This is a genomic window from Microbacterium sp. NPDC003461, from assembly GCF_053588335.1.
Genome location: NZ_JBSFPT010000010.1, coordinates 1 through 16253 on the forward strand (window position 1 = coordinate 1; position 16253 = coordinate 16253).

Below are 16253 nucleotides of genomic sequence, written 5' to 3' on the forward strand. Positions count from 1 at the left end.
GCTCAGCCGCGAACAGCTGCTCAGCCGCGTGTGGGGATTCGACTTCGACCCGGGATCGAACGTGGCCGACGTGTACATCGGCTACCTGCGCCAGACGCATCGGCGGCCGCACGCTCGCTTCGCTCGCACAGTGACCGGTTGCGCGGTGGCTTGTTCACCACCGGTTGAACCGATCGGTTGAACTCATCGGTTGCCGATCAATTGCACCCCTCGGTTGCTGAACGGAGCGCCGCCGGCGCGGAGATGAAGCGACCACCCCAACCGGTCGTCGACCGAGCGGAGTCGGCTCGAGCGGAGGCCGCGTAGCGGCCGGAGTCGAGAACGAGGCACGCGCCCTCGACCTCGACTCGCTTCGGTGACGAGCGCGAGTTGCTGTGGTCGCTTCATCTTCGGCCGCTGGCGCGGCCTTCGTTCAGCAACCGGGGAGTTTCCCTGACCGGTCGCACCCGATCGGTTGCTGAATACCAGCGGCGCAGGCGGAGATGAAGCGACCAGTGCAACCCGCTCTACGGCGCTGGCCACGGCAGGGGGCCGCGGCGGGACTCGAGCTCGGCCGCGAGCGCGAGGATCGCGGCCTCGCCACCCGGGCGGCCGATCAGCTGCACGCTCACGGGCCGTTGCCCCGGCGCAGCCGTGACCGGCACCGTGATGGCCGCCAGGCCGGCGACGTTCACGAAGCTCGTGTGCGGCGCGTACCGGCACTGCCGCGCGAAGTTCTCCTCCGGGTCCGTGCCGTCGGTGAACCACCCGATCGGCTGCGGATCCATCGCCAGCGCGGGCGTGAGCACGGCGTCGAAGGGAGCGAAGGCCTCGATGGTCTCGCGCTCGAACGCGGTCGCGGCCTGGTACGCGCCGATGATCCTCTCGGCCGGCAGCGCGCGACCCTCGCGCACCAGCCACGCCGTGAGCGGCTCGGTGAGCGCGTCGAGGTCCTCGTCGGCCACGGGGATCCGTGCCGCCGACGCCCGCCAGATCGTCGTGAACAGCTCCGGATAGCCGCGCGGGCGCCAGTCGAGCGGGTCGACGCGGTGCGCGGCGAGCAGGCCGACCGCGACATCCAGCGCGTCGCGCGCCGCCGGCGACAGGGTCGTGTCGGTCCAGCCGTCCCACGGCGTCGCCGTCGTCACGCCGATCCGCAGGCCGCGGACGTCCCGCCGCGCGGCCTCGAGGAACGGTCCGTCGCCGGGTGCGCGGGTCGCGTAGGTGTACGGCGCCGACCCGGCCAGCGCGTCGAGCAGGTGGGCCGCGTCGGCAACCGAGCGCGCGATCGGCCCGGCGACCGCCAGCCCGCCCGGCGAGTCCATGCCCGATCCGACCGGCAGCCGGCCCCGCGACGGCTTGAGGCCCACGACGCCCACCGTCGCGGCGGGGATGCGGATCGACCCGCCGCCGTCCGAGGCGGGAGCGGCGGGGAGCAGACCGGCGGCGACGGCGACGGCCGCTCCCCCGCTCGAGCCGCCGGCGCCGGTCGCCGGGTCCCACGGGTTGCGCGCCGGCGGCGCGACGAGCGACTCGGTGTAGCCCGTGAGGCCGAACTCCGGGGTGTTCGTCTTGCCGAGGCTCACGGCGCCCAGGCGGTCGAGCGCGGCGGCGATCGGATCGGACGCGTCGGGGACGAAATCGGCGAACGCGCGGGATCCGTACCGCGTGGGCACGCCGGCGCGGGCGGTGAGGTCCTTGTCGGCGAGCGGCACGCCCCACAGCGGCGGCGCGTCCTCCGGCGGCGCGCCAAGCGCGGCGGCGCCATCCCGTGCCCGCTCGGTCGTCACCTCGACGAATGCCCCGAGCGATCCGTCGTGCGCCGCGATCCGCGCGAGGAAGTGATCCGCCGCCTCGAGCGGTGTCACCTCCCCGCGCCGCAGCGCGTCGGCGAGACCGATCAGACCCAGCTCGTGCAGCTCCACCCCGCCATCCTCTCGCGCGGTCGGGCTGGTCGCTTCATCTCCGCGCCTTCGGCGCTGAAGTTCAGCAACCGATGAGGTGCCCCTCGAGCGAACCCGCTCGTCGACCGGAGGCGCGAAGCGCCGAAGCGGAAACGGGCCGAGCGGAGCGAAGCGAAGTCGAGGCCAGATCACAGCACGCTGCTTTCGACTCCGGCCCCTGCGGGGCCTCCGCTCAAGCCGTCTCCGTTCGCGGAGACTCGCACTGAGCGAGCGAAGCGAGTCGAAGTGTCGGTCGACGACCTGCGAGTTCACCGGGCCTTGCGGCGGTAGATCAGCGTGGCGCCGATCCAGGCCGCCGCGAGGATGCCCACGCACCAGGCCAGCGCGATCCAGATCTCGCCGCCGACCGGCTGGCCGGCGAAGAGCGAGCGGATCGTGTTCACGATCGACGTGACCGGCTGGTTCTCGGCGAACCAGCGCACGGGACCCGGCATCGACTCGGTCGGCGCGAAGGCCGAGCTGATGAAGGGCAGGAAGATGAGCGGGTACGAGAACGCGCTCGCCCCGTCCACCGACTTGGCCGAGAGCCCCGCGACGACCGCGATCCACGTGAGCGCGAGCGTGAACAGCGCGAGGATCCCCGCGTCGCCGAGCCACGCGAGCGGGCCCGCGCCCGTGCGGAAGCCCATGAGAAGAGCGACCCCGATCACGAGCGCGACCGACACGAGGTTGGCCGCGACCGAGGTGAGCACGTGCGACCACAGCACCGACGACCGCGCGATCGGCATGGAGCGGAAGCGCTCGAAGAGCCCGCCCTGCAGGTCGAGGAACAGCCGATACGCCGTGTACGCGATGCCCGAGGCGATCGTGATGAGCAGGATGCCCGGCAGCATGTAGTCGATGTACGACTGCGATCCGGTGTCGATCGCGCCGCCGAACACGAAGACGCACAGCAGCATGATGGCGATCGGCGTGACCGCCGTCGTGATGATCGTGTCGGGACTGCGCAGGATGTGCCGCATCGAGCGGCCCGTGAGCGCGGCGGTGTCGCCGAGCGCGTGTGCGATGACCATCAGGCGGCCTCCTTCCTTCCGACGAGCCGCAGGAACACGTCCTCGAGGCTCGGCTGCTTCTCGATGTACTCGACCTTCGCGGGCGGCATGAGCGCCTTGAGGTCGGCCAGGGTGCCCTGCACGAGGATCCGGCCCTCGTGCAGGATGCCGATGCGGTCGGCGAGCTGCTCGGCCTCGTCGAGGTACTGCGTGGTGAGCAGGATCGTCGTGCCGCGGCCGGCGAGCTCCCGCACGGTGTCCCACACCTCGATCCGCGCCTCGGGGTCGAGGCCCGTGGTCGGCTCGTCGAGGAAGACGACGGGCGGCTCGCCGATGAGGCTCATGGCGATGTCGAGGCGGCGGCGCATGCCGCCCGAGTAGGTGCCCGCGCGGCGCCCGCCCGCCTCGGCGAGCGAGAACCGCTCGAGCAGCTCGTCGGCGACCCGGCCCGGATCGGGCAGGTGCCGAAGGCGGGCCACGAGGGCCAGGTTCTCGCGCCCCGTGAGCACCTCGTCCACCGCCGCGAACTGGCCCGTGAGGCTGATCGCCTCGCGCACCGCCTGCGGGTCGGACGCGACGTCGTGCCCGATGATCGAGGCGGCGCCGGCGTCGGCCCTCAGCAGCGTGCTGAGGATGCGCACGAGCGTGGTCTTGCCCGCCCCGTTCGAGCCGAGCAGGGCGAAGATGCTGCCGCGCTCGACCTCGAAGTCCACGCCCTTCAGCACGCTGAGCTCGCCGAACGACTTCTCGATGCCCACGACCCGGATCGCGGGGGCGTTCATCGCGCTCGTGATCCGCTCCCCGTGTCGACGCCGTCGATCGCCTTCTTCAGGCGGTCCTTCTCCTTGGTGATCCAGCCCCCGTCGGCGTAGTTCGAGACGAACTCCTCGGCGAACTCCACCGGATCATCCCCCACGATGTCGCGGATGGGCGTGCCCGCCGCGGCGTGCTCCTCGAAGAGGTCGGCGAGGTCGCCGAACATCCGCATCATGACCTCGCCGTCGGCGATGCCGCCGGCGTACATCACGTAGCGATCCAGCGCCTGGGCGGCGACGCGGTAGTCGCCGGGCAGCGCCTCGAGGCGCGCCTTGTACTGCTTCTGCTTCTTCTGCTCGAGCGAGCCCGTGAGCTTCTCGATCCATCCTGCGGCCATGTCACTTGCCTCCCTTGTCGGCGCGGAGCTCCTCGAGCCGTGCGGCCAGGAAGCTCCAGTCGTCCCAGAACTCGTTCAGTCGTTCGTGCCCGCTCGCGTTGAGCGAGTACACCTTGCGCGGCGGCCCCTTCTCGGATGGGACCTTCTCCACGTCCACCAGCCCGCGCTGCTCGATGCGCACGAGCAGCGCGTAGATGGTGCCCTCCGCGATGCCGGCGAATCCCCGGTCGCGCAGCCATGCGGTGATCTCGTATCCGTAGGCGGGGCGCGCCGACAGGACGCCCAGGACGATGCCCTCGAGCACGCCCTTGAGCATCTCCGTCGTCTGCTTGCCCATTCCGTCCTCCTGCTACTCGGTAACGCTACGTACTAGTACCTAGCGACGTTGACTACCAGTACATAGTGACACTGAATACCGGCGCACGCAACCCCGGATCGCCGATCTCTTCGGGAGTGCGTTCGTGCGGTTCTTCGGCGCCATCAGCGCACGACGGCACTCGCGAACGGGGGTCAGGCCGGGGTGAAGCCGCTGCCGTGGGCGAGGAAGGGCGAGGCCAGGCCCGTCTCTTGGCCGGCGAGCGCGAGCGCCTCGGCGGGCGCGAGGCCCGCCGCAAGGCCGCCGTGGAAGGCGCTGAGCACCTCGGCGGCGACGTCGTCGGCCACCATGACGGGCGCGGCGACGACGCTCACCGTGCCCGCGTGCAGCCACGCGTTGGCCATGCTGAGCGCCTCGGACCCCCAGCGCACGGACGAGCGCCCCAGCTCGCACGCCGACAGCACGACGGTGGCAGGCGGATCGGCGATGAGGTCGATGTCGTAGCCGAAGAGGATGCCGTCGGCCAGGCTGAGGCCGGAGAGCATCGGCGAGCCGGGCGCGTGCCGGCCGTGCGCGACGACGTGCAGCGCCTCGACCTGCTGCGCGAGCGCCGTCACGGCCTCGACGCGCGCCTCGGGGCCGTGCAGGATCGGGCGCGAACCCGCCGCGGTCGGGCCGCGCTCGCTCTCCCACGCGAAGGAGGCGCGCTCCACCTCCTCGAGCCCGCGCGCGACGGCGGGCCCGACGGCGAAACCGACCGAGCGCGCGGGCGCCCAGCTGCCGCGCGAGACCAGCCAGCGCGACGCCGAGCGCGCGAGGGTGACGGCGCGCCCGCACATGCCGGGCAGCATGGCCCACGGCAGTCCCGCGAGCGCGCCGGGCGCCGTGATGAGCACGCGGCGCGGGTCGCCGGCCGCCGCGAGCGCGGGATCGACGAGCAGGCGCGACAGCGTCGCGAGCCGCGCGTCGAGCGCGGCGGCCACCGCGCGCGCCATGGGCCCCGAGCGGACCGCCGCCGACACGTCGAGATCGGCCCGCAACCCCTGCAGTTCGCGGCGCACGTGCGGCCACGCGATCTCGAACGCGCGCGGCGGCCCGTCGTGCGGCACGACGAGGCAGGTGAGGCGCTGGCGGGCGAACAGGTACGTCACGAACGCCGTCTCGCCGTCCAGGCCCGCGCGCACCTGCTCGAGGCCGGCCCGCGGGATCGGCTCGGGGCCGCCCACCGTGGCCCACTGCCGGTTCTGCAGGCGCTCGCGCACGGCGCGCACCCGCGGATCCGTCGCCCAGGCCCGCTCCCCCACCTCGGTGTGGAGCAGGCGCAGCTGCGCGAGGTCCTCGGCGTGGGCGGGATCGGGCGGCGGACGCACGGGCGTCACCTGATGGGCGAAGTGCCGGGCGCGCTCGGACCACTCGAACATCACCTCGGGCCGCCGCGAGCGCATCGCCGCCACGAGCCCGTCGAAGATGAGCTCGGCGCCGTGCATGCCGGAGGACGAGGCCATGTCGAGCGACCCGAAGGAGCGCTGCCACCGCGCCAGCCCCTCCAGGCCCTCCGCCGCGTGCCGCCGCGCCTCGGCATGGCGGCCGCGGGCGGCGGCGCGCGCGGCCCTGGCCTCGTGAACGAGCAGGCGCACGGCCAGCGGATCGCCGGGGCGCACACGCGGCGCCGGCGCCGACGTATCGCCCGCGCGCGCCCGGGCGATGCACCACGCGAGCCGCAGCGCCCTCGCCTCGTCCCCGAAGCCCACCCGCTCCAGATCGAGCGCCGCGTCGTCCACCTGCTCGGCCGACGGTCTGCGACGGCGCGCCAGGGGCCCGAGTTCCAGGAGCGCCCGCAGGCGCACCCCCTCGGCGCGCGCGGCCCAGGTCGTGCTGCCGAGCGCGCGGAACCGCCGCGCGGCGACCGCCGCCGTCGCCGCCGCGCGCGCCCTGTCGTGCGTGGCGAGCGAGCGCGCGAGCTGGAACTCCGCCTCGGCACGCGACTGCGGCATCCGTGCGGCGGCGAAGGATCGCGCGACCTCGGCCAGCGTGCGCTCGGCGTCGATCACGTTCCCCGCCTCGCGCAGCACCTCCGCGCGATCCAGATCGCAGATGGCGGCGTTCACGGGCGACGAGGCGGCGAGCGGTCGCGCCTGCGCCATGCGCTCCAGCGCCGTGATGAGGTCGCCCTCGAGGAGCGCCACGTACCCGGTGTTGTGGATCACCACAGCGTGGTCATGGTCATGGCCTGCCATCTCCAGGAGGCGGGCGGCGTCCTCGAGCGCCTGACGCGCCTGCCCGAAGCGTCCGAGTCGCATCAGCGCGACGGAGAGGTTCGTCAGCATATTGCCGCGTCGGGTCGGATCGGTCTCCGCGAAGATCGCGGGCTCCAGCCAGGTGAGAGCCTCCTCGTCGTCCCCGCGGGTCACGGCGAGGACCCCGAGCTGACCTCGGAGCACCGCCGTCGTCGCTCCGTCGAGGCGATGCCCCGACGACTCCAGCACGGCGCGGCAGATCCGCACCGCCTCATCCGGCTGGCCCGTGTGGGTGAGCACGTACGCGAGAGTTCCCGTGATCCGGGCCCGTTGCGTCGCCGAAGACGCGCGCTGCATCGCGCGCTGAAGCGCTCGGCGCGCCGCCGTCATGCGCCCGCGGTTGGTCAGCTCGACGCCGCGTTCATGCAGCTCATCCGCGGAGAGGCGCATGACTCTCTCGCCCCGGCCGTTGCGGCGCTGTTCTGCCCGGGCAGAACCCGCCGATCCCACAGGGCCTCTTCCGCCCACGGCGCGGCGCGCGCACGATGTCGTGTAGCGCCGCGCGCCTCTCCGCCGGGTCGCGCGGCCCTTCGCCCGAGAACGCTCCGCGACGCACCGATGCCCTGGAAAGGCCCGTGGTCACATGCCCTTCACCCGAACCGGCGCCGCACGCGCGGCAACCCTCACAGCCGGGATCCGTCATCATCGTCGATGGCTTCGAGAGCCGCTTCTGTGGCGCGTCGTGACCTCTCGACGCGCCCGTCGATTCTCCCGTCCTTGACGGGCTGGCCGCCCAGTTCGGCCGCAATCAGGCCGGCGAGGTAGGGCGCCGCGAACGACGTGCCGCTCCACACGGCGAAACCGCCGCGGAGCCCTTCGGGCGCGATGGTCTCGCGGCGCCGCTGATACTCGTCCGACCGCGTGGACGCCTGCCGCCCGCCCTCGAACGCCGGGCTCGTGCTCACGACGGAGGCGCCGGGAGCGTAGGCGCGCACCCAGGGCCCCACATTCGAGAACAGCGCCACCGATGCGCTGTCCGGGTTGAGTGCGCCGACCGACACGTGCTCGGCGTATTCGTCGGGCTCGATGCCGTTCTCCGCTCCCGGCCACGCCCACAGCGAGGCGGGGAACGCGGGGCGGTCGATCGCGTCGTTCCCGGCCGAGCAGACGACGGCGCAGCCCAGCTCGCGGGCGACGCGCAGGATGTCGAAGAGCGTGGTCGAGTAGTACCCGTCCTCGGGCGTCTCGTGGTAGTACCCGAGCGAGAGGTTGAGCACGTCGATCGCGACGCCTCCCTCCTCGCCCGCCGCGTCGCGCCGGATGAGCTCCACGACGTCGGCGAGCGTGATCAGAAGCGTGCTCTCATCGACCACGCCGAGCGCGTTCGCCACACGGACCGAGACGATGTCGGCGTCCGGCGCGACCTGACGGACGATGCCCGCGATGAAGGTGCCGTGGCCCGCGACGGGATCGATCTCGCCGTCGAGCTGCCCGTAGAGGTCACCGTAGCGCTCGGGATCCGCCTCGTCGGTGAGGCCGATCGGGCGCCCGTCGATCTCCAGCTGTCGCGTGACGATGTCGTCCGGCAGCCAGTCGTGCTCGCCGCAGCCGGTGTCGAGGATCGCCACGACCGGGCGGCGGTGACCTTCCGGCGCGGCGCGGCGCGCGGGCGCCGCGCCGATGCGCGCAACCGGCTGTCGTCCGCCGCAGCCGGGCTGCGCGTACTCGGCTGCGCCGTAGGGATTGGTTCTGGTGAAGGGGTTCGTCCTCGTGAAGGGGTTGGTCCTCGTGAACGGGTTCACGCCGACGGGGTCGATCGCGAGGAGGTGGTCGAGGCCGACCCCCGGCAGCGAGGAGTCCGACACGCGGCGGGCGCGCTGCAGCAGGCGCCACGCGTCGGGGGCGAACAGCGCGTCGCGGCGCTCGCCGTCCGCCGACAGGATCACGCGCGTCACGCCCGGCACGCCGGGCAGCAGCGGCGCCGGCTCGGTGCCGAGCTCGGGCAGCGCGTCGCCGCGCAGGCTCTCGGCCGCCAGGCTCCAGCCCAGGTCGTCCGCTGCCGCGGCGAGAGCGCGCAGGCTCACCCCGCGGGCCGCGCGGTCGCCGGCGACCAGCAGGCGGTCGGGCACGTACGCGGTCGGGTAGATCGTGACGCCCGGCAGCGGCTCTACTACGGGGTCGAGGATGCGGCCGGGCGGCAGCGATCCGGCGGCCCGATCGCGCCACGTCCAGTCCTTCGGCTGCGTGCCCTCGTCCGCCATCGCTCTCGTCCTTCCGCGGCGCCCCCGCCGCGATCAGGAGGGAGTCACACCTCGAACTGGGGTGTGACGAACTCCCTCAGTTCACCGTCTTGTCGCACGATCACGCGCACCGTCGCCAGCCCGGGATCCACCTCGGGGAAGGCGAAGCGGCCCTCGGAGCCGATCTCGGCCACCCGATCGGCGCCCTCCTGCGCGAGGCGCGCGGCGAGCACGGCCGGATCCGACCAGCCGTCCACGCGGCGCCCGCCCGACTCGGTGACCGAGACGTGCAGCAGCACGCTCGTGTCGCCGTCGCTGAACTGCAGGGTGAGTCGCGACTGCTCGCTGCGCACGGCGCCCTCGAGGGAGTTCTCGAGCGTCAGCAGCGCGTACTCGCGGGAGATGTCGTCGATCGCGACGGACGCGATCATGCGCTCGGTCAGATCCGCGGCGGGAGCGTCGTGACGTTCCCAGACATCTCGCAGCGCCGCGTACAGGTCCTCATCCGTCTCGCCGTCCGGCATTCCTCGATCCACATGCATCATCTTCCCCCTGGATCGAGCCCCATGCCATGAATGAGCTCGCGCAGTTTCGCGATGCAGCGCCCCCGCGTGGGCCCGATGCTGCCGATCGGCATGCCCAGGTCGCCGGCGATCCGCCGGTAGTCGGGGCGGTCATCGAACGCCACGACGCGCAGGAGCCGCCTGCAGCGGTCGTCGAGCTCGCCGACCGCCCGCCACAGTCGCTCCGAGGCGACCGTCGCAGCCGCCTCGTCCTCCGCCGACGGATGCGGCGGCATGCGCAGCTCCAGCGTCTCGTCCCCGGGCGCGTCCGATCGCGCATCGAGGCGCGAGGACCGCCACGCCGTGCGCCGCGCCGTGATCGTGAGCCAGGCCGAGACGGCGTTCGGATCCTCGAGGGAGTCGTGCTTGCGCACGAACGCCAGCCAGGTCGCCTGCACGGCGTCCTCGGCTGCCGACGGGCTCAGGCGATACGCGCGCACGGTGTGCCACAGCGCGGGCGTCATCAGCCGCACCAGCTCGTCCATGGCCCGCGATTCGCCGTCCCGCCAGCGCACGAACAGATCGGCCGCGCGCTGCCACCGTGGCACCGGCCCGCCGCCGCCTGCATCCGGCACCAGTGCGGCGATCGCCCCGGCAGACAGGTCGGCACCACCATCCGGCGCGCCGAACGCGCCAGGGGCCGCACGAGGCGGCTCCCCCGGCTCGGGCGTTCCGGGGAGGCGGTACTGCTCCACGTTGCCATTGTGAGCGCACGCGGCGGACCGGTGCAAGGTCCGGGCGCACTCCCGTCTGCAGCATTCCACCATTCCGTCGTGCGCCGTCGCCGGCCGCACGCGGCGTCGACACGTCAGTCCTGCCTCACCGCCCCGTCCGGCACGCGCTCCTCGAAGGCGGCTGCCATCGTCGGGCGTCCCAGGGCGCGGTAGGTCCACCCCGCCGCGGCGTACCGATCGGCGTCGAGCGCATGGCGCGCATCGACCACGCGCCGACGGGCCACGAGCGCACCGAGCAGGTCCGGATCCGCATCGCGGAACTCGTCCCACTCCGTCAGCAGGACGGTCACCTCAGCGCCGAGCACCGCCTCGGGGAGCGACGCGGCATAGTCGAGGTCCGGGTACACGCGGTGTGCGTTCGCGTTCGCCTGGGGGTCGTACACGGAGACGGCGGCGCCCTCGAGATAGAGCATGCGGGCGACGTCGAGAGCGGGCGCATCGCGCACGTCGTCGGAGTCCGGCTTGAACGCGGCGCCGAGGGCCGCGACCCGCACGCCCCGCAGGGAGCCGCCCGCGAGCTCCCGGACGAGATCCACCGTGCGCGAGCGGCGACGCAGGTTGATCGCGTCGACCTCCTGCAGGAACGCGACCGCCCTTCCCACGCCCAGCTCCTCGGCGCGGTGGTGGAACGCCCGGATGTCCTTGGGCAGGCATCCGCCCCCGAAGCCGAGCCCCGGCTTCAGGAAGCGCCCGCCGATCCGGTTGTCGTAGGCGAGCGCCTCGGCGAGCCGGCTGACGTCGGCGCCGACCGCCTCGCACACCTCCGCCATCGCGTTGATGTACGAGATCTTCGTCGCCAGGAAGGCGTTGGCGGCCACCTTGACCAGCTCGGCGCTCGGCAGATCCATGACCACGAGCGGCGTGCCGTCATCGAGCAGCGGCCGGTACACGCGTCGCAGCACGGCCCCTGCCCGATCGGACGCGACGCCGAACACGAGACGGTCGGGGTGGAGCGTGTCGTCCACCGCGAACCCCTCTCGCAGGAACTCGGGGTTCCAGGCGAGCTCGAGCGCATCGCCGGCCGGCGACAGATCGCGCACCAGCCGGCGCAGCCGTTCGGCGGTGCCCACCGGCACGGTCGACTTGCCCACGATGAGCGCCGGCCGCGTGATCCGCTCCGCCAGTGCCGTGACCGCTGCATCGACGTGGCGCAGATCGGCACCACGCGACCCGGGCAGCTGCGGTGTGCCGACGCAGACGAAGTGCACGTCGCCGAATGCCGCGGCCTCGTCGAAGTCGGTGGTGAAGCGAAGCCGCCCCGCGCCCATGGTGCGGCGCAGCAGGTCGGGCAGGCCCGGTTCGTAGAACGGCACCCGGCCCGCGGTGAGCTCGGCGATCTTGTGCTCGTCGACGTCGACGCCGAGCACGTCGTAGCCGAGCGTCGCCATGCAGACGGCGTGCGTGGCACCGAGGTAGCCGGTGCCGATGACGACGATGCGCGGCGCGTCCGCGGCATCGAGATGCTGCTCATTCATGCTGATCTCCTTGTTCAGGACGGACGATTCGGGGCTCGTCCGGAGGAATCGAACGGTGGGAGGACGGCGAGCCGGGACCCACGTTCGGGCGTGCCGGGACCGCTTCCGGGTGCGGCGAACCGCCCGGCCTCGGTGAGGCCGGTGAAGGACGGGAGGGGAGGGCGCCGGGAGGCGTCGGGAATCAGCCGGTGCAGGTCACGTTCATCGCGCCCTCGCCGGCGTCGGAAGCCACGTTGTCGCAGGTGACGACGTTCTCGCGCTCGGGGGTCAGGGAATACCCGAAGCCGGGCCCGTTCACCTCCGCGATGTTGCCGCGGAAGGTGTTGCGCGTCCCCCAGCCGTCGAGGATCTCGTGCGTCTGGAAGCCGTCGAGCGGCGAGTTCACACCGTGGTTGCCCTCGACCAGCCAGTCGTTGCCCTTGACGTCGACCCACGAGTCCGCGCCGACGATGTCCGAGCCCTCGAAGGCGTTGCCGCGCACGATGCCGCCGGTCGTGCCCTCCTTGATGTCGATGGCCTCGCTGCGCACGCCGTGGATGCTGTTGCCCTCGATCAGGTTGTCGTCGGACTCGTCGGGCCGGCAGTCCGTGATGGTGCACCAGTTGCTCTCGGCCGTGCCGATGTACACGCCTTCGCCGAACTTCTCGCGCCGCAGGCCGGTGTCGCTGATGTCGTTGCCGATGACCCGGTTGCCGGTGCTGTGCGCGCGGAGGTGGATCGCCTCGTCACCGATGTGGTATACGGTGAGCCCCTCGATCACCGAGCCGGTCGTGCCGTCCGCCATCACGCCCTTCTGCCCGTTCGACACGCTGAAGCCGAGCAGATGCCAGTAATCGGCGCCATCGAGGTGGAGCACATAGCCGCCCTTGACGCCGCCGCCGTCGAGCACGGCATCGGACGAGCCGCACAGCGTGATGGGCGCGCCGTCCTCGCCGGAGGCCGTCGCGACGAACTCGCCGACGTATCGCCCCGCCTCCAGCTCGATGACATCGCCGGGGCCGGCGTCGTCGAGCGCCGACTGCAGCCCGGCCGCGTCGCGCACGGTGGCCGTGGCGGGCGGGCACTCGGTCGTGGTCGAGCGGGGCGGTTCGGGAGCGGGCGTGGCATCGGAGTCGTCGTCCGATCCGTCCTCCTCCTGCTCGCTCGGGGACGGCGATGACGTCGCCACTTCGTCCGACGATCCGCCGGACAAGCCGCCTCCGACGTCACCGGCCGGCTCCTCGGCGCCGGGCGCGTCTGCGCCGGTCACGCGATCGTCCCTGCTCGCCAGGGCGACCGCTCCCCACACGACGCCCATCACGAGCACTCCGGCGGCGAAGGCCGCGATCGCGAGCATGAGGGGATTGCGCTTCAGGTAGGCGATCATGTCCGTTCCTCCTCGCGGCCTGTCCGCGGCTGCAGGCGGCGGGTCGTGGCAGGCATCCAGGGCACGGGCGGCAGCCCGAGCGATTCGGGCGCCACCACGCCGCCGGAGAAGGCGGTGAGCGGCGCGCGGTCGGCGTACGGCGAGTGGAAGCCGGGCCTGCGCCGCCGCAGACCCGTCACCGCCGTCGCGACGAGCAGCAGGGCGAGCAGGAGCCACATCACGGTGAGCGGCTGGAAGATGCCGCGCAGGATCACATCGAGCGGCTTCGTGCTCTGCCACTCCACGATCACGTTGCCCGGTGTGGTGACCTCGCCCCCTGCCCGCGCGACATCGATCGCGCTGGGACCGATGCCGGAGATCTCGTTGTCGGCGACGACGGACTCCTGGGTCTGGTCGATGATCGTCACGGCATGGTTCGACACCCCGGTCACGCTGTTGCGCTCGATCGTCCCGCCGGCGTCGCGCAGGTAGATGCCGATCTCCCCGCCGTCCACCTCGTTGCCCCGCAGCAGCGCGTCGCGCACTCCGGCGCGGAGCGCGATCCCCTGCTGCTCCGACGCGGTCACCAGGTTGTCGGTCACGTCGATGTCCTCGACATCGTTGGAGACGACGATCCCCATGCGATGCTCGTGCACGGTGTTGCTGTCGATCACCAGGTTCGTGCCGCCCATCACGTCGATCCCGTAGCGGCCGTTGGACGTCGCCTCGCTGTCGGAGACCTGGTTGCCGCCGTATCGCCCCACCGGCGTGCCCGTCGCGCTGGGCCCGTCCGAGAGCGGTCCGCCCTCGAGCGTGATGCCGTTGCGGCCGTTCTCGGTGGCCCCCACGCGGTCGAGCACGATCCCGCTCGTCGCGCGCGTGAGGCGGAAGCCGTCGACGCCGTTGTGCGCGGCGGTGGAGGCGCGCACGACGGAGTTCGTCACGTAGCGGTGCAGCACAAGCCCGTCGACGAGATTGTGCTCGAACGTGGAGTCGCTGATGTCGACCCCATCCGCGCTGGTGATGAACATCCCATACGCATTGTCGCGGCTGACGATGTTGCGCAGAAGAGCCGACGCGTAGCTGTAGCCGGAGAGATCCGCCGGCGAGTCGAGCGTGTCCGCGCCGCCGACCGGCAGCAGCTCGTTCCCGAAGACCTGGGCGTCCTCCTCCGTCTCCGCGCTCGCGAGGTTCCGCGGCGCGTAGTCCGAGAGCACGTCCGGCAACGTGGTGCCCGTGAGCGAGATGCCGCCCGTCGTGCCGGCCCAGAAGCCGAGATCGTGGAACACGACGTTGCTGAAAGCGGCGCGGCCTCCCGTGACCCTGATGTACGAGCGGCCGTCTGCCGTCTCGGTGTCCGGCGCGCCCTCGACGGAGTCCCAGCTGGTGATCTCGACGGGCTTGTCGGCCGTGCCCTCGAACTCGAGCCCCCCGCCGAGCGTGACGATCGAGACGAAGGAGTGCTCCGTGCTCTCCATGCGCAGCTGCAGGCCGTCCTCGCTGCGCAGCTGCAACGTGGCGTCCTGCTCGACCACGATGTTCTCGCTGAGCAGATAGGAGCCGTCGGGCTGGCGCACGAAGGTGCTCGGCGCGTATTCGAGCAGGTCGTCGAGCGTGTACGGCGCCTCTCGGGCGATGAGCACGAGCGTGTAGGTGCTGCCGGTGGCCAGCCGGTACGGCCGGCCCTGGTTCAGGTTCGTCCAGCCGGCGGCGTTCGCGATGGCGCGCACCTCGATCAGCCGGCGGTCCTCCGCGGCGACGAGCGCCGCCTCGGCATCCGGATCTCCGGGATACGGCTCCCCGGCGAGTGTCACGACGCCGGCCGATCCATCCGCCCCGTCGACATCGTCGTCCGCCTGCGCGGCGGCCGGGACGAGCCAGACGGCGGCCGCGACGGCCAGCCCCGCGATCAGCGCCGCGGCCTTCCGGCCCCTCATGCCGTCGCCGCCCTGAGCGTGATGGTGTCGGCCGTCTGCCCGTCGCCGCCGATGGCGTCGGCGTTGCGGGTCAGCCATCCCTGCTTGTTCATGGTGGCGAACGCGTACAGCTTGATCGGCAGCGAGATGAAGATCACGACGAGGACGACCAGCGGCAGCAGGAGGATCTCCTGCGGGTGCCGCCGGAGGTGCGACAGTCCGCGGATGCCCCGCGTGCCGACCACCCAGGCCACGCTCGCCCAGATGCCGACGGTCGTCAGCTCCAGCCGGCTGAAGAACAGGTAGCCGAGCGTCAGCCCCATGGTCACCGGGGTGAGCAGGATCTGCAGCACGGTCACCTTGGTGACGAACGGCACCTTCCACAGCCACCCCTTGAACGCGGCCGTCAGGTAGCAGCGATACGAGTTGCGACTCCACCGCACGCGCTGCTTGACGAACGCCCGGAACGTGGCGGGGAACATCGACAGGGCCCGGGCCGATGACTGGTGCACCGTCTTGTAGCCGGAGGCGAGCACGAGCCAGGTGAGACGTCCGTCGTCGCCCGAGATGCACCGGCGTCCCAGGAAGAACTCGTCCTCGAGGTTCTCGAGCACGGGCATCACCGCATCGCGGCGGTAGACGGCCGTTCTGCCGGACACGCAGGGCACGGCGCCGGCGCGGCCCATGGCGGGAACGTAGTCGTGGTAGCGCAGGTTCACCAGCCAGTCGGCGATCCTGCGCCACACGCTCGTCGTGCGCTGGTACACGTTCTGCTGGGTGCTGACCGCGCCGACGGCCGGATCGATGAACGGCTTCTGCACGTTCTCGAGCAGGCCGGGCAGCCAGCGCGTGTCGGAATCGACGAGCACGAGGATGTCGGACCGCGCGGCCCGGATGCCCACCCCCAGTGCGCTGCGCTTGCCCGCGTGGTGGAACAGGAAGGGCCGCACCCGGTCGTCGCCGATCTCGATGATCCGCCGGTACGCCTCGGTGTCGGCGACGTCCAGGACGATGATGATCTCCGTCGGGTCCTGCTCGCGCCAGGTCTCCAGGCATTCGAGCAGGATGTCCGGATCCTCGTGGAACGAGGGGACGACCACCGAGGTCGTGGCGCGGAAGTCGCTCTCGATCGGCTTGGCTCGGTGCGACAGCACCACGCGGTACAGCCACAGCAGCCAGACGATCGTCCCGGCCAGTGCGAGCGGGAAGTACGGCAGCATGTCGCGCGCGAACGCGAGCACGGAGTCCCAGCTGAACTGCACATCGTTGAGGGACCCGAGCAGAGCCGGGAGCGGTGAGGAGACAGGCATAGACGCGGTGCCCTTCGCGTGAGGTGGGA

At 72.1% G+C, this 16253-nt stretch carries 14 protein-coding genes; 1 reads left to right on the forward strand and 13 read right to left on the reverse strand.

Annotated elements, in window-relative coordinates:
* Positions 1 to 181, forward strand: a 181-nt coding sequence (locus ACWDR7_RS05905) for a winged helix-turn-helix domain-containing protein (protein WP_449853998.1), incomplete at its 5' end; no start/stop codon positions are given.
* Positions 182 to 506: 325 nt separating this feature from the next.
* Here the strand turns inward: ACWDR7_RS05905 and ACWDR7_RS05910 are convergent.
* From ACWDR7_RS05910 to ACWDR7_RS05970, 13 genes are all read right to left on the reverse strand, one after another.
* Positions 507 to 1904, reverse strand: coding sequence for an amidase (locus tag ACWDR7_RS05910; protein ID WP_449853999.1), 1398 nt, complete (start codon positions 1902 to 1904; stop codon positions 507 to 509).
* A gap of 287 nt (positions 1905 to 2191) precedes the next feature.
* On the reverse strand, positions 2192 to 2956 hold the full coding sequence (locus ACWDR7_RS05915; RefSeq protein WP_449854000.1) for an ABC transporter permease: 765 nt from the start codon (positions 2954 to 2956) through the stop codon (positions 2192 to 2194).
* On the reverse strand, positions 2956 to 3717 hold the full coding sequence (locus tag ACWDR7_RS05920) for an ABC transporter ATP-binding protein (protein ID WP_449854001.1): 762 nt from the start codon (positions 3715 to 3717) through the stop codon (positions 2956 to 2958). Before ACWDR7_RS05920 ends, ACWDR7_RS05915 begins: the two co-directional genes overlap by 1 nt.
* Positions 3714 to 4088 carry a DUF1048 domain-containing protein gene (locus tag ACWDR7_RS05925; RefSeq protein ID WP_449854002.1) on the reverse strand — a complete coding sequence of 125 codons (375 nt, stop codon included), beginning with the start codon at positions 4086 to 4088 and terminating at the stop codon, positions 3714 to 3716. Before ACWDR7_RS05925 ends, ACWDR7_RS05920 begins: the two co-directional genes overlap by 4 nt.
* Position 4089: 1 nt before the next feature.
* Positions 4090 to 4425, reverse strand: coding sequence for a PadR family transcriptional regulator (locus ACWDR7_RS05930; RefSeq protein WP_449854003.1), 336 nt, complete (start codon positions 4423 to 4425; stop codon positions 4090 to 4092).
* 173 nt (positions 4426 to 4598) lie between these two features.
* Entirely contained in the window at positions 4599 to 6941 is a 2343-nt protein-coding gene (locus ACWDR7_RS05935) for a CHAT domain-containing protein (RefSeq protein ID WP_449854004.1), read from the reverse strand.
* A 383-nt stretch (positions 6942 to 7324) separates the two neighbouring features.
* Positions 7325 to 8902, reverse strand: a complete 1578-nt coding sequence (locus ACWDR7_RS05940) for a S8 family peptidase (protein ID WP_449854005.1) — start codon at positions 8900 to 8902, stop codon at positions 7325 to 7327.
* 44 nt (positions 8903 to 8946) lie between these two features.
* Positions 8947 to 9417 carry a hypothetical protein gene (locus ACWDR7_RS05945; RefSeq protein ID WP_449854006.1) on the reverse strand — a complete coding sequence of 157 codons (471 nt, stop codon included), beginning with the start codon at positions 9415 to 9417 and terminating at the stop codon, positions 8947 to 8949.
* 5 nt (positions 9418 to 9422) lie between these two features.
* Positions 9423 to 10139, reverse strand: a complete 717-nt coding sequence (locus tag ACWDR7_RS05950) for an RNA polymerase sigma factor (RefSeq protein ID WP_449854007.1) — start codon at positions 10137 to 10139, stop codon at positions 9423 to 9425.
* A 113-nt stretch (positions 10140 to 10252) separates the two neighbouring features.
* Positions 10253 to 11653 (reverse strand): UDP-glucose dehydrogenase family protein, encoded by a 1401-nt coding sequence (locus ACWDR7_RS05955; RefSeq protein ID WP_449854008.1) that lies wholly within the window; start codon positions 11651 to 11653, stop codon positions 10253 to 10255.
* A gap of 181 nt (positions 11654 to 11834) precedes the next feature.
* On the reverse strand, positions 11835 to 13019 hold the full coding sequence (locus tag ACWDR7_RS05960; protein WP_449854009.1) for a right-handed parallel beta-helix repeat-containing protein: 1185 nt from the start codon (positions 13017 to 13019) through the stop codon (positions 11835 to 11837).
* Positions 13016 to 14935, reverse strand: a complete 1920-nt coding sequence (locus tag ACWDR7_RS05965) for a right-handed parallel beta-helix repeat-containing protein (RefSeq protein WP_449854010.1) — start codon at positions 14933 to 14935, stop codon at positions 13016 to 13018. Before ACWDR7_RS05965 ends, ACWDR7_RS05960 begins: the two co-directional genes overlap by 4 nt.
* A complete protein-coding gene (locus tag ACWDR7_RS05970; protein WP_449854011.1) occupies positions 14932 to 16224 on the reverse strand; it encodes a glycosyltransferase in 1293 nt (430 codons plus the stop codon). Before ACWDR7_RS05970 ends, ACWDR7_RS05965 begins: the two co-directional genes overlap by 4 nt.
* Positions 16225 to 16253: the final 29 nt, after the last annotated feature.